We start from the raw sequence: 24,942 nt of genomic DNA, 5'->3' as shown, positions 1-24,942 counted from the left end.
GCATCTGTTTTAACGGGATCTATGCACTGTTCACCTCAGGATCGACGGAAGACCCTCCGTCCCGGCGCGAAGGTCCCGAACCGGACTCGGCGGCGGCCGTCGTCGAGGCGCTCGTCGAGGCGCTCGTCGAGGCGCTCGTCGAGAAATACGCCCCGGACCGTACGCTGGGCGCAGCGAGGAGGTAAGGCAGCGATGGCGGGAACCGCCGGTTCGGGTCGGGGAAGGCTCAAGGTGTTCCTCGGTTCGGCGCCGGGCGTCGGCAAGACCTACAAGATGCTCGACGAGGGCCGACGGCGGCTGGAGCGTGGCCAGGACGTGGCCGTCGCGTTCGTCGAGTGCCACGAGCGGCCACGCACCGAGGAGCTGCTGGAGGGTCTGGAAGTCCTGCCGCGAACCGAGCGTGCGTATCGGGGCGGTCGGTTCACTGAGCTCGACGTCGACGCGGTGCTCGCGCGCCGCCCGGAGGTCGCGCTGGTCGACGAGCTCGCGCACACCAACGTCCCCGGCGGCCGTCATGCAAAGCGCTGGCAGGACGTGCAGGAGCTGCTGGACGCCGGGATCGACGTGCTGACGACGGTCAACGTCCAGCATCTGGAGTCGCTGAACGACGTCGTCCAGAAGATCACCGGCGTGCCGCAGCGCGAGACCGTCCCCGACGAGGTGGTCCGCCGCGCCGACCAGATCGAACTGGTCGACATGGCCCCCGAGGGCCTGCGCCGCCGCATGGCCCACGGCAACGTCTACGCCGCCGAGAAGGTCGACGCGGCACTGTCGAACTACTTCCGCGTCGGCAACCTCACCGCGCTGCGCGAACTCGCCCTGCTCTGGCTCGCCGGCCGCGTCGACGAAGGCCTGCAGCGCTACCGCGCCGAGCACGACATCTCGAAGGTCTGGGAGACCCGCGAGCGCGTCGTCGTCGCGTTGACCGGCGGTCCCGAGGGCGAGACGCTGATCCGCCGCGCCGCCCGCATCGCCGACCGGGCGGGTAGCGACGCTCTCCTCGCCGTCCACGTCGCCCGCAGCGACGGCCTCGCCGACGCCAACCCCGCCGCACTCGCCGCCCAACGCCACCTCGTCGAATCGCTCGGCGGCAGCTACCACTCCGTCGTCGGCGACAACATCCCGCGCGCACTCCTCGACTTCGCCCGCGCGGAGAACACCACCCAGCTCGTCCTCGGCACCAGCCGACGCGGCACGCTGCGCCGCGCACTCACGGCCGGGCGCGGCATCGGCGAGACGACGGTCGAACTCTCCGGCGACATCGACGTCCACATGGTCACCCACGAGCAGGCCGGTCGCGGACGCGGCCTCCCCGCTTCCGGTCGCCTGCGCAGGCCCGGACGCCGCATCACCGGTCTGCTCCTCGGTCTCGTGCTGCCCCCGCTGCTGACCCTCGTCCTGACCCAGACCCGCGACGCCATCAACCTCACCAGCGACGCGCTGCTGTACCTGGCCCTGGTGGTCGGCATCTCCCTGCTGGGCGGCATCACGTCCGCGCTGGTCGCCTCCCTCGTCGCCTCGCTGCTGCTGAATTACTACTTCATCCCGCCCATCCATCTGTTCACCATCGCCGCGCCCAACAACGTGCTGGCTCTGGCGGTGTTCGCGATCGTCGCGATCGTGGTGGCCGGGATCGTCGACACCGCGACCAAGCTCTCCGGCCGCGCCGCCCGCGCCACCGCCGAGGCCGAGACGCTCTCCGCGCTCGCGGGCAGCGTGCTGCGCGGGAACCAGGCCGTCCCCTCGCTGCTGGCCCGACTGCGCGAGACCTTCGCGATGGACCGGGTCGAGCTGGTGGAACGCGTCGTCGAGCCGGAGGAGTTGGCCGCCGAGGCCGGAGCGGAGGTGGTGCCGGTCGGCACCGACGCCTCGCTGGTGCTGCGCGGCCGACCGCTGCCCGCCTCGGACCGGCGCGTGCTGGCCGCGTTCGCCGCCCACGTCGCCGTCGCGCTGGAGCGGACCCGGCTGGCGGAGGCGGCGGCCGAGGTCGAGCCGGTCAAGGCCGCCGACCGGCTCCGCACCGCCCTGCTCGCCGCCGTCAGCCACGACCTGCGCACGCCGCTGGCGGTGGCGCTGGCCTCGGTTTCGTCGCTGCGCAGCGAGGACGTCGAGTTCAGCCGAGAGGACCAGCGCGAACTCCTCGCCACCGCAGAGGTCTCGCTGGAGAAGCTGACCCGGCTGGTCGAGAACCTGCTCGACATGAGTCGCCTCCAAGCGGGCGCTCTCTCGCTGCACCTCCAGCCGGCGCCGCTGGAGGACGTGGTCGCGACCGCGCTCGACTCGCTCACTTCGCTGACGGACGGCGCGGACGTGGCCGTGGCGACGCAGGGCCTGGCGACGACCCCGGCCGTCGTCGTCGACGGCCCGCTGCTGGAGCGGGTCATCGCCAACCTGGTGGCCAACGCACTGCGGCACGCTTCCGGGCAGCCCGTGCTGCTCAGCGCGAGCACGCTGGGCGAGCGGGTCGAACTGCGCGTCGTGGACCGGGGTCCCGGCCTGCCCGAGGCCGACCGCGACCGGATCTTCCAGCCCTTCCAGCGGCTGGGCGACAACGACAACGCCACCGGCGTCGGGCTCGGCCTGGCGCTGGCCCGTGGCCTTACCGAGGCGATGGGCGGCACGCTCACGCCCGAGGACACCCCCGGGGGCGGCCTGACCATGGTCCTGTCCGTCCCGGCCGCGCCGGGCGAGGCCGCGGGATCAGCAGCCGTGGGATCAGAAGCGGCGGAAGGGGAGCTGCCGGTCTGACCCGCGTCCTCGTGGACGCCGAGCCTCAGCCGCCGAGCAGGCGCTGGAGCGGCGGGCCCGCCGTCCAGCCACCGTCGACGGCGAGTTCGGCGCCGGTGACGTAGGACGCCGCGTCGGAGAGCAGCCAGGCGACGGCCTCGGCGATCTCCCAGGGCTCGCCGACGCGGGCCATCGGGGTACCCGGGTAGCCGCCCTCGCCGTGCTGGATGCCGAGGTGCGCGGTCATCGGGCTGTAGACCATGCCCGGATGGATCGAGTTGACCCGCACCCTGGCCGGGCCGAGCTCCACCGCCGCGACCTTGGTCAGCCCGCGCACGCCCCACTTCGAGGCCCCGTACCCGGCGGTGAGAGCCAGCCCCATCAGTCCGGCAGCGGAGGAGATGTTGACGATCGCGCCGCCGCCCTGCGCCTTCAGCGCCGGGACGACGGTGCGCATCCCGATGAAGACGCCGACCAGGTTGATGTCGAGCACCCGCCTGAACTCGGCGACCGACTGATCTTCCACCGGGCTCGAACCACCGGAGATCCCCGCGTTGTTGACCAGACCGTTCAGCCGGCCGAAGGCGGCGACTGCGTGGTCGGCGGCGGCACGCCAGCTCTGCTCGTCGGTGACGTCGTGGGTCACGAAGCGGGCGGCCTCCCGCCCGAACTCGTCGGCGAGGGCGCGGCCCTCCTCCTCCAGCACGTCGGTGACGAGGACGCGTCCCCCGGCCTCGACGACCCGGCAGGCGATCGCTGCGCCGATCCCGCGTGCCGCGCCGGTGACGAGGACGCTCTTTCCTTGCAGGTCGGACAGCTTGCCTGGCTCGGTCATCGTGACTCCGTTCTGGGTGCGTGGTCGGGGACGGACGGACTGCTGTCGGCTGGGCTGGGGCTGGGCTGCTGTGTGGTGCCGACGGTGCGGACGAGCCACTGGGACGCGGCGTCCAGCGCCGCGTCGGCGGCGGGAAGGTGGCCGGCTCCGCCGAGGAAGCCGTGGAACACCCCGGGGTGGAGGTGGACTTGGACCGGGACGCCGGCGGCGCCGAGTCGGCGCGCGTAGGCGAGCCCTTCGTCGCGCAGCGGATCGCAGTCGGCGAGGACGATCAGCGTGGGTGGCAAACCGGTCAGGTCCGGGGCGAGGCCGGGAGCGGCGGCGGGATCGGTGGTGGGGCCGGTGGTCGGGCTGGTGGTGGGGCCGAGGTACTGCTGCCAGTACCAGCGCATGTGGGCGGTGGTGTGGAAGAAGCCGCGCGCGAAGGTGCGGGCGGAAGGCCCGTCGAGTGCCGGGTCGAGCGCCGGGTAGATGAGCAGCTGCGCCGCTGCACGCGGGCCCCGCAATGGCGATGCCGCCGCGGCCGCAAGGTTGCCGCCGCTGGAGTCGCCCGCGAGGACGAGACAGGCCGGGTCGCACCCCAGGGCCGCGGCGTTCGCCGAGGCCCAGCGCAGCACCGAGCGGGTGTCGTCGAGCGCGGCCGGGAAGCGGTGCTCGGGGGCCCGTCGGTAGTCGACGGAAAGCACCATCGCGCCGGTGCGGTGGGCGAGTTCGCGGCAGAGACCGTCATGCGTGTCCAGGTCGCCGAGTACCCAGCCGCCGCCGTGCAGGAAGACGATCAGCGGCCGTCCTGCGGCTGCACCGGCATCGCGGACCGGCTCTGGATCGTAGGCCCGGACCGGGATCGTGCACCCGTCCGGGCCCGGGACGCCGAACTGCGTCACCGAGGCGACCGCCGGTACGCCGCGCGGCCCGCGCGCGCTCGCGGCGCGGCGGAGTGCGGCGGCGTCCAGGGGTCCGGCCGCCGGATCGGGGAAGGCCGCAGCCATGGTGTCGCAGAGCAGCCGGGCGGCGGGGGAGAGCGGGTCCGCCGGGGTCAGCGGGCCGACGGGAGTCAGCGGATCGGCGGCGGGCAGGTCATAGGTGGGTGGGTCGGCGGTCATGAGGTGGTGAGCCCGCCGTCGACGGTGAATTCGGCACCGGTGATGTAGGAGGAGGCGTCGGAGACCAGGAAGAGCACCAGCTCGCCGACCTCCTCCGGGCGCCCGATCCGGCGCAGCGGCAGGTGCGACCAGTCCCGGGTGGCGGCCACGTCGGCGATCATCGGGGTGTCGATCGCGCCGGGGTGCACCGAGTTGACCCGGATCCCGTAGCCGGCCAGGTCGAGCGCGCTGGACCTGGTGAGACCGCGCAGCCCGAACTTGCTTGCCCCGTAGGCGGCGTGGCCGGGAATGCCGACCAGCCCGGCGGTCGAGGAGATGTTCACCACCGAGCCGCCACCGGCCGCCTTCAGGGCGGGCAGCACGGCCTGGATGCCGAGGAACGGGCCGACCAGGTTCACCTGAAGCAGGGTCTCGAAGTTCGCCCGGGACTCCGCCTCGACAGGGGCGGTGCGCCACAGCGCCGCATTGTTGACTAAGGCGTCGAGCCGACCGTACGTCTCGGTGGCGGCGCGGACCGCCGCCGCCCAGTCGGCGGCGTCGGTGACGTCGTGACGCACGAAGAGCCCAGCCTCGCCGAGCTCCGCCGCGACTGCCCTGCCCTCTTCCTCCCGCACGTCGGTCACCACGACCCGGGCGCCGGCTCGCGCGAAGAGCCGCGCCTCCGCTGCGCCTTGACCCCTCCCGGCGCCGGTGATCAGCACGACCTTGCCGTCCAGCCTGTCGTCCAGCTTGCCGTCCGGGCGGGCCATCTGCGCGGCGGAGACGGCCTGTTCGGCGCAGTCGATCATGGAGAACTTCACGATGCCGTGCCTCCTGGAGGTGTCTGGCGATGCCTGGCGGTGAGGTGAGCCGCTGGCTGGCCTCATAGAAGCTATGCCTAATAGAAATATACCTATCAGGAATAGTGGAGTAAGGGGAAGGGGTCGGTATGAGCCGCTTAAACTGCGATGTGTGACGGGAGCGAGCGAGCCGCAGAAGCAGCAGCCGGCGCTGGAGGCGGGGCCGAAGCTGCCGCCGACCAGCTGGGCGGTGCTCGGCCTGCTCTCCTTCGGCGAGGAGCTGTCCGGCTACGACCTGAAGAAGTGGTCGGACTGGTCGTTGCGCTTTTTCTACTGGAGCCCGTCGTTCAGTCAGATCTACAGCGAGCTCAAGCGCCTGGAGCAGATCGGCTACGCCAACTCCCGGATGGTCGCGCAGGAGGTCGGCAACCGCGACAAGCGCGTCTACCGGATCACCGACGAGGGTCTGACCGCCGTCCGCGTCTGGGCGCGTGAGGCGCCGATGGATCCGCCAGTGCTCAAGCATGGGCCGATGCTGCGACTCTGGCTGGGACACCTGCTGGAGCCCGAGCAGATTCGCGAGGTGCTCGGCCGGCACCGCGACTTCGCCGAGCAGATGCGCCACCGTGCCGAGGCGGACGCGGCGGGCGCGGCGGACGAGCCGGGCTGGGCCTATCCGGGTCTGGCCCTGAAGTGGGCCGAGCGCTACTACGCCTCCGAGCGCGACCTGGCGGAGGCCATGCTGGCCGACATCGACGAGGCGAGCGGCGGCAGCAAGCGCCGGTAGCCAAGCGTGCCCACGGCTCAGCCCAGCTGTTCGGCTCCCCCGCTGCGCATCGGCGCCGACTGGCGGGCGAGGCTCTCACTCATTCCTGAGCTTGGTTCCGTACATGCGTGTGGGCGTGCCGATGGGCCGCCTGGTGGGGCGGCTCATGGGCCGTGCTGTGGGTCAGCCGGGGTATCTGGTGTTGGGGGGTGGTGGGGTGTCGGGGGGTGGGACGGCTTGGGGTTGGCCGTCGTGCATTTCGAGTTCCCAGCCGGTTTGGTGGAGGTCGGTGTGGTGTTCGCCGCACAGGAGGGCGAGGTTGTCGAGGCTGGTGTGGCCGCCGTCGGCCCAGTGGGTCAGGTGGTGTGCTTCGCACCAGGTCGGGGGGCGGGTGCAGCCGGGCCAGACGCAGTGCCGGTCCCGGGCGATGACCGCGTCGCGCAGGTGGGCGGGGACGGTGCGGGTGGCGCGGCCGATGGAGACGGGCTTGTCCTGGCCGCGCGTCAGGATGACGCGGAGCTGGCAGTCGCAGGCTTCCTTGCGGGCCTGCCAGGCGGGGAGCTGGTAGCCCCGGGTCGTGGTCGCCGCCACCCGAGGGCGCAGCAGCCCCGACAGGTCATCCCCACCCTCTTCCGGCTCGTCGTCCTCGGACCCGGTGTGGTCGAGGGTGGGGTGGGTGGGGCAGGTCGTCCGCAGCGCGTCCAGGTCCGCGATCAGCGTCAGGTGCGGACGCTGACCACCCGTGGTGGGGAGCTGGTCCGAGCCGAGCGCGAGGTCGGCGACGGTCTCGATCGCGTCGCCCATCCGCTCCGCATGCGTGCGCGGGTCCCCGTCCACGGGAGCGCCCATGGCGGCCTCCAAGGCGACGCGGAGCTTCTCCCCCACCACCGGCGACAGCTCCCCCGACAGGACCCAGAACGGGTCATCCGAGGTGCCGGTCGGCGACAGCTTCGCCCAGGACTGGAAACTCGCGGGAACATCGTCCGCCTTGGGGTCTTCCTCGGCGACCAGGTGGGCGTGGACCTGCCGGGCGGCCGTCCGCAGCCCCGCCAGGTGCAGGACCTTGGCCTGGGCGATCAGGAGTTCCTCGGCCTGCTGGCGGGCCTGCGGGTCCTCGACCGGAGCGATCTCCTTCGCGATGACCTCCACCTGGCTGGAGGAGAGCTCACCCGCCGCGAGGGCGGTGCGGACGCTGCGGAGCTTGTCCAGGTCCCGGGCCCGGCCGACCAGCTGGTTCGCGTGCTTGTCCGCGAGCTGCCCGTGGGTGCGGAGGAAGCCCTTCGTGGTGCGGGACCGGACGGCGGTGGCGCCGCCGGTGCGGTCGAACACCGCCAGGCGGCGCGACAACTCCGCGCCGACCATTTCCTCGAACCGCACCAACGCCAGGAGCTGCTCGGACTGGAACCGGGCCCCGGCCGCGTGCAGCACCTCATCGTCCTCCGCCGCCAGAGCAGCGAGAAACGAGAGGGCGGAAGCGGGCAGGGTGCGGAGGGGCTCCGCGCAGTGGCGGGCCTGGCGGGAAGACTTGGGGGTCAGCGGGTCCGCACGGAACACATCCCCGAGCGAGGGGCCGGAACAGCCCTCACCCATGGACGCATCTCCGTCTTCACACCCGCCCCCGAACATCGAGGCGTCCATAGAACCAATTATCAATCCCCGCCCACCCCACCACCATGGCCCAACAGGACTATCTTCCGAACACGAACGAGTTAGTCATTCCGTTCGATTAATTCAATCCGCGTCCAGAATCCTCGCCCGGCACGCAGCCGGCGTGCCCCAGGCGTCCCGCAAGGGGCGTGCCTTGCGAATCCAAAGGGAGAGGTCGAGCTCCTCGGTGTAGCCGATCGCGCCGTGGAGCTGCAGAGCTGCCCGTGCCGCGAGGCAGGCGGCCTCGCCCGTCGCGACCTTGGCCATGGCGATGTCGCGCCCGTCCTGCGAGAGCGCCGCAGCGTGGAGCAGGGGCTGAGCGAACTCCAGGGCGATCAGAACATCGGCCAATCGGTGCTTCACCGCCTGGAACGAGCCGATTGCCACCCCGAACTGGCGTCGCTGCTGCACGTATGCGACCGTCCGGGCCAGCAGCTCCCGTCCGACGCCCAGTGACTGCGCTGCTGTGGCCAGTGCGGCCCACTCGCTCGCGCGGGTTGCGGCGGAGCGAACCGCGGTGCCCGTCGCGAGCAACTCGCCGCCCGATTCCGGCAGCGTGAGCCGCCGCACCGGGTCGAGAGACGGCGCCGGCTCACCACTGCCCGCTGCCAGTCGCAGCTCGTCGTCATTCAGGTCGAAGACCGCATCGGCGGCGTCCGCGTCAAGCGCGTACGGGGAATTGGCGTGTATCCGCAGCGTGGCCACCACCTGCCCGGAGGCGATCCGGGGCAGCCAACTCTTCGCGAGTCCGGCATCGCCCAGTTCCGTCAGCAGAACGGCCGTGGCAACCGTCTCCACCGCCGGACCCGGGACCGCATGGCGTCCAAGGGCCTCGAATGCCAGGGCCAGCTCGACCCCCAGCGGCCCGAGGCCGTCGAACTCCTCTGGCACGGCCAGCGCGAAGACCCCTGCCTCCGCGATCCGCGCCCACAGCGCGCGGCCGGGCTCGGGCTCGCCGCGGGACCAGGCCCGAGCCGCGCCCGGAGCGTCCGAGGCGGTCAGCATGGCGTCCAACGCGCGGGCGAAGTCGCGCTGTTCGTCGTCGAGAAGAAAGCGCACCGCTACCGCCGTCCTTTGGGGAGGCCGAGCAGGCGCTCGGCGATGATGTCGCGCTGGATCTCGTTGGTGCCCGCGTAGATGGGGCCGGCCAGCGAGAAGATCCAGCCCTCCGCCCAGGGGCCGTCGGCGAGTTCGGCCTCGGGGCCGAGCAGGTCGAGGGCTGTTTCGTGCAGGGCGATGTCGTACTCCGACCAGAAGACCTTGTTGAGGCTGGACTCCGCCCCGATCGTCTCCCCGGCGGCGAAACGCGAGGCGTTGGCGTAGGTGAAGAGCTGGTAGGCGCGGGCTCCGACGAGCGCGTCCGCCACCTGTGCGCCGAGCGCCGGGTCCGGCGCGACGCTCGATCCCTCGACCTCCCGCCAGAGCGCCGCCAGCCGGTCCGCTGCCGCGAGGAAGCGGCCGGGTGAGCGCAGGGTCAGCCCGCGCTCGTTGCCCGCCGTGCTCATCGCGGCCCGCCAGCCGCTTCCGACCGCGCCGATGACGTCCTGGTCCGGGACGAAGACCTGGTCCAGAAAGAGCTCGGCGAACGCGAGCTTGCCGTCCAGCCGCCCGATCGGGCGGACCGTCACGCCCTCCGCCCGCAGATCGAACATCAGGTACGTCAGGCCCTGGTACGGCTTCGGCAGTCCGGGCTCGCTGCGGAAGAGCCCGAAGGCCCGGTCCGCGAACGCGGCCCGAGAGGACCAGGTCTTCTGGCCGCTCAGCAGCCAGCCGCCGTCGGTGCGCTCCGCGACCGAGCGCAGCGAGGCCAGGTCGGAGCCCGACTCCGGCTCGGACCAGGCCTGTGCCCAGATCACCTCCCCGCTCGCCATCGAGGGCAGCACCCGGGCCCGCTGCTCCGCCGTGCCGTGGTCGAAGAGCGTGGGCGCGAGCAGGTTGATGCCGTTCTGCGAGACGCGTCCGGGGGCACCGGCTGCGAAGTACTCCTCCTCGAAGACGAGCCAGCGCATGGTGTCGGCGCCGCGCCCGCCGTACTCCTCCGGCCAGGAGACCACCGACCAGCGGTCGGCATACAGTTGGGCCTCCCACTCCCGGTGCGCGGCGAAGCCCTCGCGGGTCTCCAGCGAGGGCAGCGGCCGGGCCGGGACGTGGTCGGCGAGCCAGGCGCGGGCCTCAGCGCGGAAGGCCTCGACTTCCGGGGTGTGCTGCAGATCCACTACGCGCCGCCCGCCTTCTGCTTCATCGCCGCGATGTCCATCCCGCCGAGCGAGTCGGTGGCGACCTCGGCGTTGTGGGCGTGGGCGAGGTGGTGCAGACCGAAGACCGAATCCATGCCCGCGTGCATGCCTTGGAGGTCCTCCGCCTGATTGACCGCACGCTTGGTCAACGCGAGGCCCAGGCGCGGCATCTGCGCGATCCGCTCCGCCAACTCGACCGTGCGCTCAGCCAACTCCGCACGCGGCACCACCCGGTTGACCATGCCGACCTCGTACCCGCGCTGTGCGCTGATCCGGTCGCCGGTGAAGAGGAACTCCTTGGCGATCCGGGGCGGCATCACCCACGGGTGGGCGAAGTACTCGACGCCCGGGATCCCCATCCGGACCACCGGGTCGGCGAAGAAGGCATCCTCGCTGGCCACGATCAGGTCGCAGACCCAGGCCAGCATCAACCCGCCCGCCACGCAGGCACCCTGGACCGACGCGATCACCGGCTTGGGCAGCTCCCGCCAGCGGCGGCACATGCCCAGGTAGACCTCGGACTCGCGGGCGTAGCGGCTCTCGGCGCCCTGCTTGTCGGAGTGGTCCCACCAGAGGCCGGCCCGGCGGTCGAAGGGCAGGTGGGCGTCGCGGCCGGGCGTGCCGATGTCGTGGCCGGCGGAGAAGTGGTCACCCGCGCCGCCCAGCACGACGACCTTCACCTCGCCGTCGTCGGCGGCGCGGTAGAGGGCGGCGTCGAGGGCGTAGGTCATGGCGGAGTTCTGCGCGTTGCGGTAACGCGGGCGGTTCATGGTCACGAACGCGACCGGGCCACGGCGTTCGTAGAGCACGGGGCTCTCCTCGGCCGGAGTCTCCACCGCCGGGCTCTCAGCCAGCGGCTTCGCAGCCACCGGGCTCTCGGCCACGGGGTTCGCTTCCTGGGGGGCGCTCATCGGCTCTCCTTCCCTAACAAGTGTTTGGTAGGTTAACGTACCGGCATGACAGACGTCGATACGTTCCGCCGCGAGGCCCGCGCCTGGCTGCGGGCCCATCTCGGCGGGGAGTTCGCCGCCCTACGCGGCCTCGGCGGGCCCGGACGCGAGCACGAGGCCTGGACGAGTGGCAGCGTCTTCAGCCGCGCGGACACCACCTACGCGGGCTCCGACGAGATCCAGCGGGACATCATCGCCGAGCGCGTGCTCGGCCTCCCCGAGGAGGTGCGGGCGTGAACGAGCCGAACGAGCCCAGGTACGTCGCAGGGCACGGCCTGCTCGCCGGGCGCAGCGCGGTGATCACCGCCGCCGCCGGGGCCGGGATCGGCGGCGCGACCGCGCGCCGGTTCCTGGAGGAGGGCGCGCGCGTCCTGATCAGCGACGCCCACGCGCGCCGGCTCAAGGAGTCGGCGGAGGCGCTCGCCGCCGAGTTCGGCGCGCAGCGCGTCGCCTCGCTGCCCTGCGACGTCACCGACGAGACGCAGGTCCAGGAGCTCTTCGCGCTCGCCGAGTCGGTCCACGGCGGGCTCGACGTCGTCGTCAACAACGCAGGGCTGGGCGGCACGGCCGAGCTGGTCGAGATGACGGACGAGCAGTGGAACCGGGTGCTGGACGTCACCCTCGGCGGGACCTTCCGCTGCACCCGCGCCGCGCTGCGCGCGATGAAGGCGGCGGGGCGGGGCGGGGTGATCGTCAACAACGCCTCGGTGATCGGCTGGCGCGCGCAGGCGGGCCAGGCCCACTACGCGGCGGCGAAGGCCGGGGTGATGGCGCTGACCCGCTGCGCGGCACTGGAGGCCGCCGAGTTCGGCGTCCGGGTCAACGCGGTCGCGCCGAGCCTGGCCATGCACCCGCACCTGGTGAAGGTCACCACCCCGGAACTGCTCGCGACGCTGACCGAGCGCGAGGCCTTCGGCCGGTACGCGGAGCCCTGGGAGGTGGCCAATGTGATCGTCTTCCTCGCCAGCGGCTACTCCTCCTACATGACCGGTGAGACGGTCTCGGTGAGCAGCCAGCATGCGTGAGCAGATCCGGTGGCCGATCCGATGACCGCCGCGCAGCCGACGGCGCGGCGCCGGGAGATTCTCGACGCGGCGGCCGAAGTCTTCGCCGAGCAGGGCTACAACGCCACCACCGTGCGCGCCATCGCCGACCAGGCGGGGATGCTCGCGGGCAGTCTCTACTACCACTTCGACTCCAAGGAGTCGATGCTGGAAGAGATCCTGGCCGGCTTCCTGGACGAGCTCTGGGCCGGCTACGACGCCGTACTCGCAGCCGACCTCGGCCCCAGGGAGACCCTGGAGGCCCTGGTCACCGAGTCCTTCCGGGAGATCGACCGGCACCGCGCCGCCGTCGCCATCTTCCAGAAGGAGTCCAAGACCCTCTCCCCGCAGCCGCGCTTCTCCTTCCTCACCGCCTCACAGCGGAAGTTCGAGAGGGCCTGGCTGCGCACCCTGGAGCGCGGCGTGGCCGCCGAGACCTTCCGCGCGGACCTCGACATCCGGCTGACCTACCGGTTCGTCCGCGACACGGTCTGGGTCGCCGCGTCCTGGTACCGACCGGGCGGGCAGCACCGCCCGGAGGAGATCGCCCGCCAGTACCTCTCGATGGTGCTGGACGGCATCGCCGTCCCCGACAAGTAGATCCGGAACTCACCCCCACCGAAGGAGCCCTGCCATGGCCGAGGCCTACATCGTCGACGCGATCCGCACCCCCGTGGGGCGCAGGAAGGGCGGTCTCTCCGCCGTCCACCCGGCCGACCTCGGCGCGCACGTGCTGTCCGCGCTCGTCGCCCGGACCGGGATCGATCCGGCGGCGGTGGAGGACGTCGTCTTCGGCTGCCTGGACACCGTCGGCCCGCAGGCCGGCGACATCGCCCGGACCTGCTGGCTTGCGGCGGGCTTGCCGGAGGAGGTGCCCGGAGTGACGATCGACCGGCAGTGCGGCTCGTCCCAGCAGGCCGTGCACTTCGCCGCGCAGGGCGTCATGTCCGGCACCCAGGACCTGGTGGTCGCGGGCGGCGTGCAGAACATGAGCCTGATCCCGATCGCCTTCGCGAGCCGCCAGGCCGCCGAGCCGCTGGGGCTGACGGACGGTCCCTACCTCGGCAGCGCGGGCTGGCGTGCCCGGTACGGGGACGCGCCGGTCAACCAGTTCCACGGGGCCGAGCTGATCGCGAAGAAGTGGGGTGTCTCGCGCCGCGACATGGAGGACTTCGCTCTCCGTTCCCACCAGCGCGCGATCCGGGCCATCGACGAGGGACGATTCGGGCGGGAGACCGTGCCGTTCGGCGAGGTCACGGTGGACGAGGGGCCGCGCCGTGACACGACGCTGGAGAAGATGGCGGGGCTCAAGCCGGTGCTGGAGGGCGGGACGATCACGGCGGCCTGCTCCTCCCAGGTCTCCGACGGGGCGTCGGCCATGCTGATCGCCAGCGAGCGGGCCGTCCGCGAGCACGGGCTGACGCCCCGGGCGCGCGTGCACCACCTCTCCGTACGCGGCGAGGACCCGATCCGGATGCTCTCGGCGCCGATCCCGGCGACGGCCTACGCGTTGAAGAAGACCGGGATGTCGATGGACGACATCGACCTGGTGGAGATCAACGAGGCCTTCGCCCCGGTCGTGCTGGCCTGGCTCAAGGAGACGGGCGCGGACCCGGAGAAGGTCAACGTCAACGGCGGCGCGATCGCCCTCGGGCACCCGCTCGGCGCGACGGGCGTCAAGCTGATGACGACGTTGCTGCACGAGCTGGAGCGTACGGGCGGCCGCTTCGGCCTGCAAACCATGTGCGAGGGCGGCGGACAGGCGAACGTCACCATCATCGAGCGGCTGTAGCAGGCGGCAGGGAGCAGCGCAGGGTGCGGGGCCCGATCCCCGCACCCTGCGCTGCGCCGCGCCGCCACGCGCCGCCTCAGCGCGGCAGGCGCGCAAGCACGTCCCTGGCCTCGGCCATGATGCGGTCGACGAGCTCGGCGCAGCTCGGCAGATCCTCGATCAGGCCGGCCACCTGGCCCGAGGCCATCACACCCAGGTCCGTGCGGCCGTCCACCATCGAGGCCTTGAGCAGCATCGGCGTGTTGGCCGCCAGCAGGATCTGGCTCCAGCTCAGATCCTTGCCGTGCTTCATCACCAGCCCCTCGCGGACCATCTGCGGCCAGCTCAGCCCCGAGAGCTTCCGGAAGCCCGCCGCCCTGCACACCGCCTGCGCCAGGGCCCGTGCCCGGCCCGCGTGTTCGAGCGAGGAGACGAGCTCGCTGCGCAGCATCCGGTGCGGCAGGCCGTCCACGGCCGTCGTCACCGTGATGTCCTTCACCGAGGCGGCCAGGTACGTCGCCTTCACCGCGTCGGGCACCGTCGAGTCCGAGGTCAGCAGGAAGCGCGTGCCCATCGCCACGCCGGCCGCGCCGTAGGCCAGGGCGGCGACCAGTCCCCGGCCGTCGAAGAAGCCGCCCGCGGCGACGACGGGGATGTCCACCGCGTCGACGACCTGCGGCAGCAGCACGGTCGTGGCGACCTCGCCGGTGTGGCCGCCGCCCTCGCCGCCCTGGACCACCACCGCGTCCGCGCCCCACGCGGCGACCTTCTCCGCGTGGCGGCGGGCGCCGATCGAGGGGATCACCACGATGCCCGCGTCCTTGAGTCGCGCGATCAGCTCCTTCGACGGGGCCAGCGCGAAGGACGCGACGCGCACGCCCTCCTCGATGATGATCTGCACGCGCTCGCCCGCGTCCCCGGCGTCGGCCCGCAGGTTGACACCGAAGGGGGCCTCGGTCCTGGACTTCACCTCCCGTACGGCCGAACGGAGTTGGTCGACGGTCATGGTCGCGGAGGCGAGGATGCCGAGCGCGCCCGCGTTGGCGGAGGCGGAGACGAGGCGCGGACCGGCGACCCAGCCCATCCCGGTCTGCACGATCGGGTACCGGACGCCGACCAGCTTGGTGAAGGGCGTCTCCAACGGCGGGTTCAAGGGCGCCGTCACGGCCGCACCTCGCGGTCGCGCCAGTTCTTCGGGTCGATGACCTCGCGGATCAGCCGCAGCTCCGCCGCCGTCGGCTCGCGCGTGAACGGCACGTCGGCCGGGACGGCGAGCGGGAAGCCCGTCGCGGCCAGCACCTGCTCCACGCTGACGCCCGGGTGGATGGAGGCGAGCCGCATCGCGTGGTCCTCGCCCGCGAAGTCGAAGACGCCGAGGTCGCTGACGACCCGGCGCAGGTCGTGGTACGGGCCGGTGGCCCGGTCGTAGCCGACTCCGCAGACCATGTCGACACGTTCGACGAAGACTCGTGGCCCGTGCTTGGGCACCCAGTAACTCGTGGGGTTGTTCAGCGTGTTGACCGGTGCACCGCGCACGCCGAGCAGCTGCCGGGCGGGCCGCTCCCAGTCGCCGATACAGGAGATGTTCTGGTTGCCGAAACGGTCGATCTGGCTGGCGCCCATCATCACGTGCCGCTTGCCGCCGGTGACCATGGCCAGGTGCTGCCGATAGGGCAGCCAGCCCTCCACCAGTTGCGGTTCGGCGCCCAGCGCGGGGACGTCTGCGACGATCAGTGCCTCGCCGTCGGTGAGCAGCAGGTCGGGGGAGAAGGTGAGCTTGGCCAGCCGGGCGCCGATGGAGGGGATGGTGCCCATCGGGCTGGCCAGGATCTCGCCGTCGCCGCGCCAGGCTTCCGCGCAGGCGATGACGCAGTACTCGGCCCGGCTGACCGTGGTGGCATGGGCAGTTGCTGTCTCGGTCACGGCTGCTGCTCCTCGTGCTCCTCGTGCCAGGCGGTGACGGCGGACTGGTAGGCGTGCTCGTTGCCGGACAGGAAGCGCTCCTCGAACGCCGCCCACGCCGCTGGGTCAGGATCGGCCGCCGCGGACGCGTAGTGCTTCTGGAAGGCCTCGTCGCGCTCGTAGTCGGGGGTGCAGGAGGTGAAGTGCGCCCCGTTCGGCGCCTCCACCACGCCGGTGACCGCGTAGCGCTTGATCAGCAGGCTCTGCGGGGCACCCGCCTTGGCCAGCTCCTCGGTGTCGACCAGACGCTCGCAGGAGACGTAGGCATGCGTGGCGGCCTCGCAGTAGAGGTCGTCGAAGTACGGGTCGGGGCCCAGGTACTGGGCGTTTCCGAACCGGTCGGCGCGGTTCAGGTGGACCAGTGCCGCGTCCAGCCGCAGGGCGGGGACGGCGGCGAACTCCTCGCCGTCCTCGTAGGGGGAGGTGACCGTCCGCAGGCTCGGATTGACCCGCATCACGTCCGAGCCGAGACCGGCCCGGATCGGCAGGAAGGGCAGCCGGTGGACGGCGGCGGTGAGGCCCCACATCAGCATGGCCTCGTCCAGCTCGAAGAGTTCGAACGCGCCGCGTTCGCGGGCCGCGCGGTAGTGCGGCTCCAGCGGGATCGAGTCCAGGGTGGTGAAGGCGGTGACCAGCTTGCGGATCCGCCCGGCGGCCGCCAGCAGCCCGACGTCCGGGCCGCCGTAGGAGACCACCGTCAGGTCCCACACGTCCGAGCGGAGCAGCGCGCGGACCAGCGCCATCGGCTTGCGGCGTGAGCCCCAGCCGCCGATGCCGATGGTCATGCCGCTCTCCAGCCCGGCGACGACCTCGTCCGGCGTCATCGTCTTGTCCGCCGACCTGCCGGCTGTCACGTCTGCCGTTGTCATCACTTCCCCCCGTCCCTCTTCCCGAAGCTGTCACGGACCTGGTCGGCGACGCCGCTCAGGTTGGCCTCGAAGGTGAAGCCCTGTTCGAAGCGGTAGCTGCGCCTGACGTCGACCGGATCGATGCCGTTGATCGCCGCCTTGGCGAGCCGGATCAAGTAGCCGTCCTTGCGGGCGATCTCGCGCGCCAGCTCCAGCGCGGCCGCGCCGAGCTCCTCGCGCGGCACCACCCGCCAGACGGACCCGTGCCGGTGCAGTTCCTCGGCCGTGGCCGTCCGTGAGGTGTAGTAGAGCGCTCGCATCAGGTGCTGTGGGACCAGCCGCGCCAGGTGCGTGGCGGCGCCCAGCGCGCCCCGGTCCAGCTCGGGCAGGCCGAAGGTGGCGTCCTCGCTCGCGACGATCGCGTCCGCGTTGCCGACCAGCCCGATCCCGCCGCCCAGGCAGAAGCCCCGCACGGCCGCGACGACCGGCACCTCGCACTCGTAGACCGCTGCGAAGGCCTCGTAGCAGCCGCGGTTGGCGCCCAGGATGGCGGAGTGACTCGGATCGCGCTGCACCTCCTTGATGTCGACGCCCGCGTTGAAGCCGCGCCCCTCGGCGGCGAGGACGACGCAGCGGACGTCCGGGTCGCGGCCGGCGGCGCGGACCGCGTCGGCCAGGTCGTACCAGCCCTGCACGGGCAGCGCGTTGACGGGCGGGTAGTCGACCGTGACGACGGCGATGCCCTTTTCCGGGCGGGAGGTGGAGACACCCATGAGCGAATCAGCTACCTTTCCACCAAACGTTTGTTAGGTGAGACGGTAGCAGCGGTCGCCTCGCTGCGGGAGGTGTGGATTGAGCATCACCGTGGATCTGTCCGGGAAGGTCGTCGTGGTGACCGGCGGCACGCGCGGGGTGGGGGCCGGGATCGCGCGTGCGTTCCTGGCGGCCGGGGCGGAGGTGCTGATCTGCGCTCGCAGACCGCCGGGGGCGCCGGTCCAGGAGGCGGGCCGGAAGGCGGAGTTCGTCAGCGTGGACCTACGCGACCCGGCCGCCGTCGGGGCGTTCTTCGCCGAGGTGGCGGACCGTCACGGCAGACTCGACACGCTGGTCAACAACGCGGGCGGCACGCCGTTCGGGCTGCTGGGGGAGCAGGAAGGGGATCTCGCCCGGCAAACCCGGGTGATCGAGCTCAACCTGATCGGCCCGCTCACCGCCTCCTTGGCGGCGCTCCCGCACCTGCGGCGTAGCGGTGGAGGCGGCGGAGGCGGAGGAGGCGGCGGCGGTGGCGGCTCGGTGATCATGATCGGGAGCGTCAGCGGCACCCGGCCGTCCCCCGGCAGCGCCGCCTACGGCGCGGCCAAGGCCGGACTGGCCAACCTCGCCGCCTCGATGGCCGTCGAGTGGGCCCCGGACGTGCGGGTCAACACCGTCGTGCCGGGGATGGTCCGCACGGAACTCTCGCACCTGCACTACGGGGACGAGGCGGGCGTCGACGCCGTCGGCCGCACGATCCCGCTCGGCCGGCTCGCCGAGCCCGGCGAGATCGGCGACGCCTGCGTCTTCCTCGCCTCGCCCCAGGCCGCCTACATCACCGGCGCCGCGCTGACCGTCCACGGCGGCGGCGAGCGCCCCGCCTTCCTGGAGGCCGCAACCGTGAACAAGGAGCAGTGACAGATGAGCCTCGAGCCCGACAAATCTGCGCCCGACAAATCTGCGCCCGACAAATCCGCGCCCGCCAACTCCACGTCCGCAGACGGCCTCTGCGCGGGACGCGTCGTGATCGTCACCGGCGCGGGCCGCGGCCTGGGCCGCGCCCACGCGCTGGCCTTCGCGGCGGAGGGCGCGAAGGTCGTCGTCAACGACCTCGGCGTCGCACCGGACGGCGTCGGCGCCTCGGCTACCCCGGCGGACGAGGTCGTCGCCGAGATCCGCGCCCTGGGCGGCGAGGCGGTCGCCCACGGCGGCGACATCGCGACGACGGAGGGCGCGTCATCTCTGGTCGCCACCGCGCTGGACGCGTTCGGCCGCCTGGACACCCTGGTCAACAACGCGGGCTTCCTGCGCGACCGGATGCTGGTCAACCTCGACGAGGACGAGTGGGACGCGGTGATGCGGGTCCACCTCAAGGGTCACTTCCTGCCGCTGCGCCAGGCCGCCGCCCACTGGCGCGCCGAGGCCAAGGCCGGGCGGACGCCGGACGCGCGGGTCGTGAACACCAGCTCGGGCGCGGGCCTGCTGGGCAGCGTCGGTCAGGGCAACTACAGCGCCGCGAAGGCCGGGATCCTCGGCCTGACCATGGTCGCGGCGGCGGAGATGGGCCGCTACGGCGTCCAGGTCAACGCGATCGCCCCGGCCGCGCGCACCCGGATGACGGAGCAGACCTTCGCCGACACCATGGCAGCCCCGGCGGACGGCGAGTTCGACGCGATGGCGCCGGAGAACGTCTCCCCGCTGGTCGTCTGGCTCGGCTCGGCGGCGTCCGCCGGGGTCACCGGACGGGTCTTCGAGGCGGAGGGCGGCAGGATCACCGTCATGGAGGGCTGGCGTCCCGGCCCCACCGCCGACCTGGCCGCGCGCTGGACCCCGACGGGCGCGGGCGAGGCGGCGCGCAAGCTGCTCGCCACCGCCGAGCCGCAGCTCCCCGCCTACGGCGCGCGCTGAACGGCCAAAGGCGCGGCCCTAGTTCCAGGCGGACGGGTGCTTCCGTTCCGGCATCTCCGGCTCGTACCACTCGAGTGATGCCCGGCGGAAGCGCCTGCGCGCCGTCCAGAGGCCGCGCAGCGCCCGGGTGAACCCGGGCAGGGCCGCCACCGCGACGAGCGCCGCCAGCCGCCAGGCGTCCGTGGCGCCGCTCCAGCCGAGAACGCCGTAGCGGTGTTCCACGAAGCCGTCGAAGCAGAGCCAGAAGACGGGCCCGACCACCAGCACCGCCCGCAGCCCGCGACCCCGGCGGGCGACCGCCAGGCACGCGGCCCCGACCAGGACCAGACCCACCGCCGCGTGCTTCGGCGTCGTCACCGCACCGACGAACACCGACGCGGCTGCCGCGACGCCGAAGGCGAGGACGAAGAGCAGCGGGGTGGGCATGTCGACGGGGGCGGAGTCCTGGAACACATCGTCATCACAGCGGTGCGTGTCCGACGTTTCGAGAGGTCTTGACGCGTTCCATACGCGACGGGTCCGCATCCATACGCCTTCTTGTCGCGCCCCGCTTCACGCGTCCGCGAGCCGCAGGCGCAGCCGGCAGACCGTCGCGTCCGTGCCGCGCCGCACCGCGCGGGAGATCAGCGCGCCGCGCTGGTTGTGCAGGGGCCAGGTCCACCAGTGCTCCGGCTCGACCTCCGGCACCAGGACCGTGATCCGGTCGTAGGCGTGTTCGGCGCGCAGCGTGCGCAGGTGGGCGACCAGCGGGCGGGCCAACTCGCGGCGGGCGGAGTGGATCTCGACCAGCGGGACGCCCGGCTGCCACAGTTCCCAGTCGCGGCGCAGCGCTTCCGCCGCCTCGCGTTCCTCCGCGTCGGACTCGTCCGGCACCACCGTCACGGCCATCACCTCGTCGCCCAGCGAGATCGCCGCCGACAACGCCTCCCTGGTCAGCCGGGACAGCGTGCCGACGGGCACCACGACCAGCGAGTGCCGCCGGTCCGGGGCCGCCGGGACGACGCCGAGCTCGAGCTTCTCGCCGATGCGGCCGTAGCCGCGGCGCACCGCCGCGAAGAGCAGCACGAGCAGGGGGAGCAGCACTACGACCACCCAGGCGCCCTCGGTGAATTTGGTCAGCGTCTCCACGACGGTCGCGGCCGCGGTCAGCAGTGCGCCGAAGCCGTTCAGCAGCGCCTTGCCGCGCCAGCCCGCGCAGCGGCTGAGCCACCAGTGCCGAACCATGCCCACCTGGCAGATGGTGAAGCCGACGAAGACGCCGATCGCGAAGAGCGGCACCAGGCTGTTCACGTCACCGCCCGAGGCCACCAGCAGCACCGCCGACGCGCCCGCCAGTGCCAGCACGCCGTGCCGGTAGACCTGGTGGTCGGCGCGGAGCGCGAAGACATGCGGCAGGTAGTGGTCGCGCGCCAGCAGGCGCAGCAGCACCGGGAGCCCGCCGAAGGAGGTGTTCGCCGCCAGCGCCAGCAGCAGCATGGTGGCGAACTGGACCACGTAGAAGCCGAAGCCGTGCCCGAACGCGGCGTCGGTGAGCTGGGCGAGCACGGTCACGTCCGCCACCGGCTGCAGATGGAAGCGGCCGATCAGCACGGCCAGCCCGATCAGCATCACGCCGAGCAGTGCGCCCAGCGCGATCTCGGTGTGCTGGGCCCGCTTGACGCGCGGCACGCGGAAGGAGGGCACGGCGTTGGCGATCGCCTCGACGCCGGTCAGCGCCGAGCAGCCGGACGCGAAGGCGCGGAGCAGCAGCAGGACCCCGACCGAGGTCGCGTTCGACGCGACCACGGACGCGTGCCCGGCGGCGAGCAGGTCCGCCGGGTGGGCCCGCAGCAGGCCGACGACGATCACCGCCAGGATCGAGACCACGAAGACCGCGGTGGGGATCATGAAGGCCCGCGCCGACTCCGCGATCCCGCGCAGATTGATCGCGGTGACCAGCAGCAGCACGCCCAGGCAGATCCACACCCGGTCCCCGTAGAGGCCGGGGAACGCCGAGGTCAGCGCGGCCACCCCGGCCGTGACCGAGACGGCGACGTTCAGCACGTAGTCGATGACCAGCGAGGCGGCGGCGACCAGCGCGGTACGGCGGCCGAGGTGGGCCTTGGCGACGGCGTAGGAACCGCCGCCGTCCGGGAAGGCGGCGATGACCTGGCGGTAGGAGAAGGTCAGCACGGCCAGCAGCGCGGCGATGGCCAGCGTCACCGGCAGCGTGAAGCCGAGCCCGTGCGCGCCGGCCGTGGCCAGCACCAGCACGATGGCCTCGGGCCCGTACGCGACGGAGGCCATCGCGTCGAGGGAGAGGGCGGCGAGCCCGCCGAGAGCGGAGAGCCGGTGCCTCTCGGCCGGGTCACCGCCCTCCGGTATCGGGGGCGGTGCGGACTCGGTGGTGGCGGCGCTTGCCGACATGGCCCCTCCCTGGGCGGCGGTGCGTGTGCTGGTGAACGCCCACAGTGGAACGCCTCTGATCGGTCCCCATGCTGAGCCCGGCCCGCACCGGTCGGCGGCCATCCTGACGCTCCCGTAACGCGGGCCGGGGCCGCCCATACGCGATCTTGACGCCGAGGGGCGGCGGCGCGCCGAAATCAAATGAAATGTCCGTAGTCACCTAATCTCGGTTCGTGGTGAACCTCCCTCAGGCCTTGAAGCGACTGGTCATCGGCCGGGCCATGCGCAGCGAAGAGCTCGGCGAGACCCTGCTGCCCAAGCGCGTGGCCCTGCCGATCTTCGCCTCCGACCCGCTCTCCTCCGTCGCCTACGCGACCCAGGAGATCCTGCTGGTACTGACCATCGGCGGCACGGCCTTCCTCTACCTGACGCCGTGGATCGGCCTCGCCGTCGTGGTGCTGATGGCCGTCGTGGTGATGTCCTACCGCCAGGTCGTCTACGCCTACCCCAGCGGCGGCGGTTCCTACGAGGTCGTCTCGCGCAACCTGGGCGCCAAGGCCGGCCTCGTCGTCGCGGCCTCGCTGCTCGTCGACTACGTGATGACGGTCGCGGTCTCCGTCGCCTCCGGCGTGGACAACATCATCTCCGCCTTCAACGGGCTGGTGCACTACCGGGTGCTGATGGCCGTGGTCTTCGTCGCGCTGCTGGCGGCGGTGAATCTGCGCGGGGTGCGCGAGTCGGGCAAGGCCTTCGCCGCGCCGACCTATCTCTTCATCGCGGGCATCGTGCTGATGGTGGTGACCGGCTTCATCAAGATGGCCTTCGGCCACTCGCCGGTCTCCTCCAGCGCGCAGTACCCGATCACGCCGATTGACCACAAGAACACCCTCACCGGCTTCGCCCTGCTCATGCTGGCCCTGCGCGCCTTCGCCTCCGGCTGTACCGCGCTGACCGGCGTCGAGGCGATCTCCAACGGCGTGCCCGCCTTCCGCAAGCCGAAGTCGCGCAACGCCGCGCAGACCATGTCGGTCATGGGCATCACCGCCGTGGTGATGTTCTCCGGCATCACCGTCCTGGCGCTGACCTCGAAGATCCATATCACCCAGGACGGCTGCCAGCTGGTCGGCTTCCCCGACTGCGCCAGCGCGCCGCAGCAGACCGTCATCGCGCAGTTGGCGGCGGCGATCTTCGGCGGTGACCACAGCGTGCTCTTCTACTACATCCAGGCCGTCACCGCCCTGGTCCTGATCCTGGCCGCGAACACCGCCTTCAACGGCTTCCCGCTGCTCTCCTCGATCCTGGCCCATGACCGCTACCTGCCGCGTCAGCTGCACACCCGCGGCGACCGGCTCGCCTTCTCCAATGGCATCCTCGCGCTGGCGCTGGTCAACGTCGCGCTGATGATCGCCTACAAGGCGGACGTCACCAGCCTGATCCACCTCTACATCCTCGGTGTCTTCACCTCCTTCACGCTCTCGCAGATCGGCATGGTCCGGCACTGGAACCGGCTGCTGAGTACCGAGCAGGACCCGAAGGTGCGTGGCGCGGCGCAGCGCTCACGGGTCATCAACTCCTTCGGCGCGGTCACCACCGGACTGGTCCTGGTGATCGTGCTGGCGACCAAGTTCACCCAGGGCGCCTGGCTGGCCGTGGTCGCGGCGATCTTCCTCTACCTCAACATGCGCGCGATCCACCGCCACTACGACGCCGTCTCGGAGGAGTTGGAGGTCGAGGACCCGAGCATGGAGCGTGCCCGCCCGGCGCGGGTCCACGGCGTGGTGCTGGTCTCCAAGCTGCACAAGGCGACGCTGCGGGCCCTCGGCTACGCCGAGGCGCTGCGTCCGGACACCCTGGAGGCGGTCACCGTCTCCGTCGAGCGCGGCGAGGCGACCGAGCTGGAGCAGGCCTGGCGGGAGTACGACATCAACGTCCCGCTCAAGGTCCTCGACTCGCCCTATCGGGAGATCACCAAGCCGGTCGTCGCCTACGTGCGCGGGCTGCGCAAGGACTCCCCGCGCGACGCGGTGGCGGTCTTCATCCCCGAGTACGTGGTCGGCCACTGGTGGGAGCAGCCGCTGCACAACCAGTCGGCGCTCTGGCTCAAGAGCCGGCTGCTGTTCATGCCGGGGGTGATGGTGATCAGCGTGCCGTGGCAGCTGGCCTCGTCCAAGCAGGCGGGCGGCCCGAGCCGCCGCGCGCCGGGTTCGGTCCGCCGGGGCGAGCCGACCGTCAACCGCGAGCAGCCGAGGCCTCCGGTGGCGCTCTGAGCCCAGCCCTCGTGGCGGGCGCGGCACCAGCTCTGCGTGGGCGGTGGTCAGTCGCCGAGGCGCAGGTGGGCGACGTGGTAGACGGCCTGGTCGAGCAGGGCCGAGACGTGGTCGTCGTAGAGGGCGTAGACGACGGAGCGGCCCTGCCGCTCGCGGGCGACCAGGCCGAGGTTGCGCAGCAGCCGGAGCTGGTGGGAGCAGGAGGACTGCTCCATCTGGACGTCGGCCGCCAGCTCCTTCGGCGTGCAGGGGCCCTGCCGCAGCCGGGAGAGGATGCGCAGCCGGGACGGGGTCGCCAGGGCCTGCAACGTGCTCGCCACCCGCTCGGCCTCGGCGGCGTCCAGCGCCGCGGCGGGGGGCGCGGCGGGCACCGCGGCGGGCACCGCGTGCGCGTCGTGCGCGCCCAGCGCGGAAGCGGGGGCGGCGGCTCCATGGACCATGGTTTTCATCGTACTCAGGCGGACTCGGGTCGGCTCAGCGCGCGCCACTCCTGGAGCTCGACGACGTTGCCCTCGGGGTCGCGCAGATAGGCCACCCGGAGCCGGTCGCCCATCGGCGCCGGGCCCTGTGCGATCGTGCCGCCACGCCGGGTCAGCTCCGCGCAGGCGGCGTCCAGGTCGTCCACGCGCAGCGCGATCAGCGCGCGGACGCCGTCCCCGGGCAGCTCCGCGGCGTCCGGCAGCAGTGCGGCGACCTGCTCGCGTCGCTGCAGCGCGATCGCGGCCCCGCCCTGCGGCGGGCTCAGCTTCGCGTAGGGGCCCTGCTCGGCCTCGAACTGCGGGGTGAGCCCCAGCACATCGCGGTAGAAGCGGTAGACGGCGGGGAAGTCGGTGACCAGCAGGCGTATCTGCGTCAGCTCCATGGGATCAAGGCTAGGCCGGGGACCGGGACGAAGATCGCCGAATGCTTCACGTGAAACATGTGGCGATCTTGGGTCGTACACGGATGGGAGACTGACGTC

General features: G+C 72.1%; 24 protein-coding genes and 1 pseudogene. 9 read left to right on the top strand and 16 right to left on the bottom strand.

The window, feature by feature from the left end:
- The first annotated feature begins 192 nt into the window (after positions 1–192).
- Complete coding sequence (locus tag ABIA32_RS19875) at positions 193–2,748, top strand: ATP-binding protein (RefSeq protein ID WP_370096953.1); 2,556 nt, start codon at positions 193–195, stop codon at positions 2,746–2,748.
- A gap of 25 nt (positions 2,749–2,773) precedes the next feature.
- Here the strand turns inward: ABIA32_RS19875 and ABIA32_RS19870 are convergent, their stop codons facing one another.
- From ABIA32_RS19870 to ABIA32_RS19860, 3 genes are read right to left on the bottom strand one after another with little or no spacing between them, the layout of a single operon-like run.
- Positions 2,774–3,544: a glucose 1-dehydrogenase gene (locus ABIA32_RS19870; RefSeq protein WP_370097013.1), complete on the bottom strand. Its 771-nt coding sequence runs from the start codon at positions 3,542–3,544 to the stop codon at positions 2,774–2,776.
- 14 nt (positions 3,545–3,558) lie between these two features.
- Positions 3,559–4,665 carry an alpha/beta hydrolase gene (locus tag ABIA32_RS19865; protein ID WP_370096951.1) on the bottom strand — a complete coding sequence of 369 codons (1,107 nt, stop codon included), beginning with the start codon at positions 4,663–4,665 and terminating at the stop codon, positions 3,559–3,561.
- On the bottom strand, positions 4,662–5,414 hold the full coding sequence (locus ABIA32_RS19860) for an SDR family NAD(P)-dependent oxidoreductase (RefSeq protein WP_370097011.1): 753 nt from the start codon (positions 5,412–5,414) through the stop codon (positions 4,662–4,664). The genes ABIA32_RS19865 and ABIA32_RS19860 overlap by 4 nt, the downstream gene beginning before the upstream one ends.
- 202 nt (positions 5,415–5,616) lie before the next feature.
- Between ABIA32_RS19860 and ABIA32_RS19855 the strand changes: the two genes are divergently transcribed.
- Positions 5,617–6,231, top strand: coding sequence for a helix-turn-helix transcriptional regulator (locus ABIA32_RS19855; RefSeq protein WP_370096949.1), 615 nt, complete (start codon positions 5,617–5,619; stop codon positions 6,229–6,231).
- 162 nt (positions 6,232–6,393) lie between these two features.
- On the opposite strand, the gene ABIA32_RS19850 is transcribed toward ABIA32_RS19855, so the two are convergent.
- The 4 genes from ABIA32_RS19850 to ABIA32_RS19835 all read right to left on the bottom strand — a co-directional run bounded on the left by ABIA32_RS19850 (position 6,394) and on the right by ABIA32_RS19835 (position 11,005).
- The gene (locus tag ABIA32_RS19850) at positions 6,394–7,800 is read right to left on the bottom strand and encodes a DUF222 domain-containing protein (RefSeq protein WP_370096947.1); all 1,407 of its coding nucleotides are present in this window, start codon (positions 7,798–7,800) and stop codon (positions 6,394–6,396) included.
- A 141-nt stretch (positions 7,801–7,941) separates the two neighbouring features.
- Positions 7,942–8,916 carry an acyl-CoA dehydrogenase family protein gene (locus tag ABIA32_RS19845; protein WP_370096946.1) on the bottom strand — a complete coding sequence of 325 codons (975 nt, stop codon included), beginning with the start codon at positions 8,914–8,916 and terminating at the stop codon, positions 7,942–7,944.
- A gap of 2 nt (positions 8,917–8,918) precedes the next feature.
- Entirely contained in the window at positions 8,919–10,073 is a 1,155-nt protein-coding gene (locus ABIA32_RS19840) for an acyl-CoA dehydrogenase family protein (protein WP_370096944.1), read from the bottom strand.
- Entirely contained in the window at positions 10,073–11,005 is a 933-nt protein-coding gene (locus ABIA32_RS19835) for an enoyl-CoA hydratase (protein ID WP_370096942.1), read from the bottom strand. Before ABIA32_RS19835 ends, ABIA32_RS19840 begins: the two co-directional genes overlap by 1 nt.
- 45 nt (positions 11,006–11,050) lie before the next feature.
- On the opposite strand from ABIA32_RS19835, the gene ABIA32_RS19830 reads away from it, so the two are divergent.
- The 4 genes from ABIA32_RS19830 to ABIA32_RS19815 are packed head-to-tail and all read left to right on the top strand — an operon-like array spanning position 11,051 to position 13,879.
- Complete coding sequence (locus ABIA32_RS19830) at positions 11,051–11,281, top strand: hypothetical protein (RefSeq protein WP_370097017.1); 231 nt, start codon at positions 11,051–11,053, stop codon at positions 11,279–11,281.
- Positions 11,278–12,069, top strand: a complete 792-nt coding sequence (locus ABIA32_RS19825) for an SDR family oxidoreductase (protein WP_370096940.1) — start codon at positions 11,278–11,280, stop codon at positions 12,067–12,069. The genes ABIA32_RS19830 and ABIA32_RS19825 overlap by 4 nt, the downstream gene beginning before the upstream one ends.
- Before the next feature lie 21 nt (positions 12,070–12,090).
- A complete protein-coding gene (locus tag ABIA32_RS19820; protein ID WP_370097009.1) occupies positions 12,091–12,687 on the top strand; it encodes a TetR/AcrR family transcriptional regulator in 597 nt (198 codons plus the stop codon).
- Positions 12,688–12,721: 34 nt separating this feature from the next.
- Positions 12,722–13,879: an acetyl-CoA C-acetyltransferase gene (locus tag ABIA32_RS19815; protein WP_370096939.1), complete on the top strand. Its 1,158-nt coding sequence runs from the start codon at positions 12,722–12,724 to the stop codon at positions 13,877–13,879.
- A gap of 76 nt (positions 13,880–13,955) precedes the next feature.
- On the opposite strand, the gene ABIA32_RS19810 is transcribed toward ABIA32_RS19815, so the two are convergent.
- From ABIA32_RS19810 to ABIA32_RS19795, 4 genes are read right to left on the bottom strand one after another with little or no spacing between them, the layout of a single operon-like run.
- Positions 13,956–14,999: an NAD(P)H-dependent flavin oxidoreductase gene (locus tag ABIA32_RS19810; protein ID WP_370097007.1), complete on the bottom strand. Its 1,044-nt coding sequence runs from the start codon at positions 14,997–14,999 to the stop codon at positions 13,956–13,958.
- A gap of 20 nt (positions 15,000–15,019) precedes the next feature.
- Positions 15,020–15,781, bottom strand: a complete 762-nt coding sequence (locus ABIA32_RS19805; RefSeq protein WP_370096937.1) for a CoA-transferase subunit beta — start codon at positions 15,779–15,781, stop codon at positions 15,020–15,022.
- Entirely contained in the window at positions 15,778–16,644 is an 867-nt protein-coding gene (locus ABIA32_RS19800; RefSeq protein ID WP_370097005.1) for a CoA transferase subunit A, read from the bottom strand. The genes ABIA32_RS19805 and ABIA32_RS19800 overlap by 4 nt, the downstream gene beginning before the upstream one ends.
- Before the next feature lie 44 nt (positions 16,645–16,688).
- A complete protein-coding gene (locus ABIA32_RS19795) occupies positions 16,689–17,441 on the bottom strand; it encodes an enoyl-CoA hydratase family protein (RefSeq protein WP_370096935.1) in 753 nt (250 codons plus the stop codon).
- Positions 17,442–17,532: 91 nt separating this feature from the next.
- Here ABIA32_RS19795 and ABIA32_RS19790 point away from each other — a divergent pair.
- Positions 17,533–18,318: pseudogene (locus tag ABIA32_RS19790) on the top strand (SDR family oxidoreductase); the annotation flags it as partial.
- Here the strand turns inward: ABIA32_RS19790 and ABIA32_RS19785 are convergent.
- Positions 18,252–18,413: a pentapeptide repeat-containing protein gene (locus tag ABIA32_RS19785; RefSeq protein WP_370096933.1), complete on the bottom strand. Its 162-nt coding sequence runs from the start codon at positions 18,411–18,413 to the stop codon at positions 18,252–18,254. The pseudogene ABIA32_RS19790 and the gene ABIA32_RS19785 sit on opposite strands and share 67 nt — an antisense overlap.
- Here ABIA32_RS19785 and ABIA32_RS19780 point away from each other — a divergent pair.
- On the top strand, positions 18,343–19,329 hold the full coding sequence (locus tag ABIA32_RS19780) for an SDR family oxidoreductase (protein ID WP_370096931.1): 987 nt from the start codon (positions 18,343–18,345) through the stop codon (positions 19,327–19,329). The two genes, ABIA32_RS19785 and ABIA32_RS19780, sit on opposite strands and share 71 nt — an antisense overlap.
- A gap of 18 nt (positions 19,330–19,347) precedes the next feature.
- Here the strand turns inward: ABIA32_RS19780 and ABIA32_RS19775 are convergent, their stop codons facing one another.
- Entirely contained in the window at positions 19,348–19,782 is a 435-nt protein-coding gene (locus ABIA32_RS19775; protein ID WP_370096929.1) for a hypothetical protein, read from the bottom strand.
- A 99-nt stretch (positions 19,783–19,881) separates the two neighbouring features.
- On the bottom strand, positions 19,882–21,735 hold the full coding sequence (locus tag ABIA32_RS19770; RefSeq protein WP_370096927.1) for an APC family permease: 1,854 nt from the start codon (positions 21,733–21,735) through the stop codon (positions 19,882–19,884).
- 260 nt (positions 21,736–21,995) lie between these two features.
- On the opposite strand from ABIA32_RS19770, the gene ABIA32_RS19765 reads away from it, so the two are divergent.
- Positions 21,996–23,981, top strand: coding sequence for an APC family permease (locus ABIA32_RS19765; protein WP_370097003.1), 1,986 nt, complete (start codon positions 21,996–21,998; stop codon positions 23,979–23,981).
- Between the two features lie 47 nt (positions 23,982–24,028).
- Here the strand turns inward: ABIA32_RS19765 and ABIA32_RS19760 are convergent, their stop codons facing one another.
- Together ABIA32_RS19760 and ABIA32_RS19755 are read right to left on the bottom strand one after the other, a co-directional pair.
- Positions 24,029–24,421 (bottom strand): ArsR/SmtB family transcription factor, encoded by a 393-nt coding sequence (locus ABIA32_RS19760; protein WP_370096925.1) that lies wholly within the window; start codon positions 24,419–24,421, stop codon positions 24,029–24,031.
- Positions 24,422–24,435: 14 nt separating this feature from the next.
- Positions 24,436–24,843 carry a VOC family protein gene (locus ABIA32_RS19755; RefSeq protein WP_370096923.1) on the bottom strand — a complete coding sequence of 136 codons (408 nt, stop codon included), beginning with the start codon at positions 24,841–24,843 and terminating at the stop codon, positions 24,436–24,438.
- Positions 24,844–24,942 lie beyond the last annotated feature (99 nt).

The organism is Streptacidiphilus sp. MAP12-20 (assembly GCF_041262525.1).
In the GTDB taxonomy this organism is placed as follows: Bacteria; Actinomycetota; Actinomycetes; order Streptomycetales; family Streptomycetaceae; genus Streptacidiphilus.
Note: the sequence above shows the minus strand (reverse complement) of the source record. Positions and strands in the feature narration are given on the sequence as shown.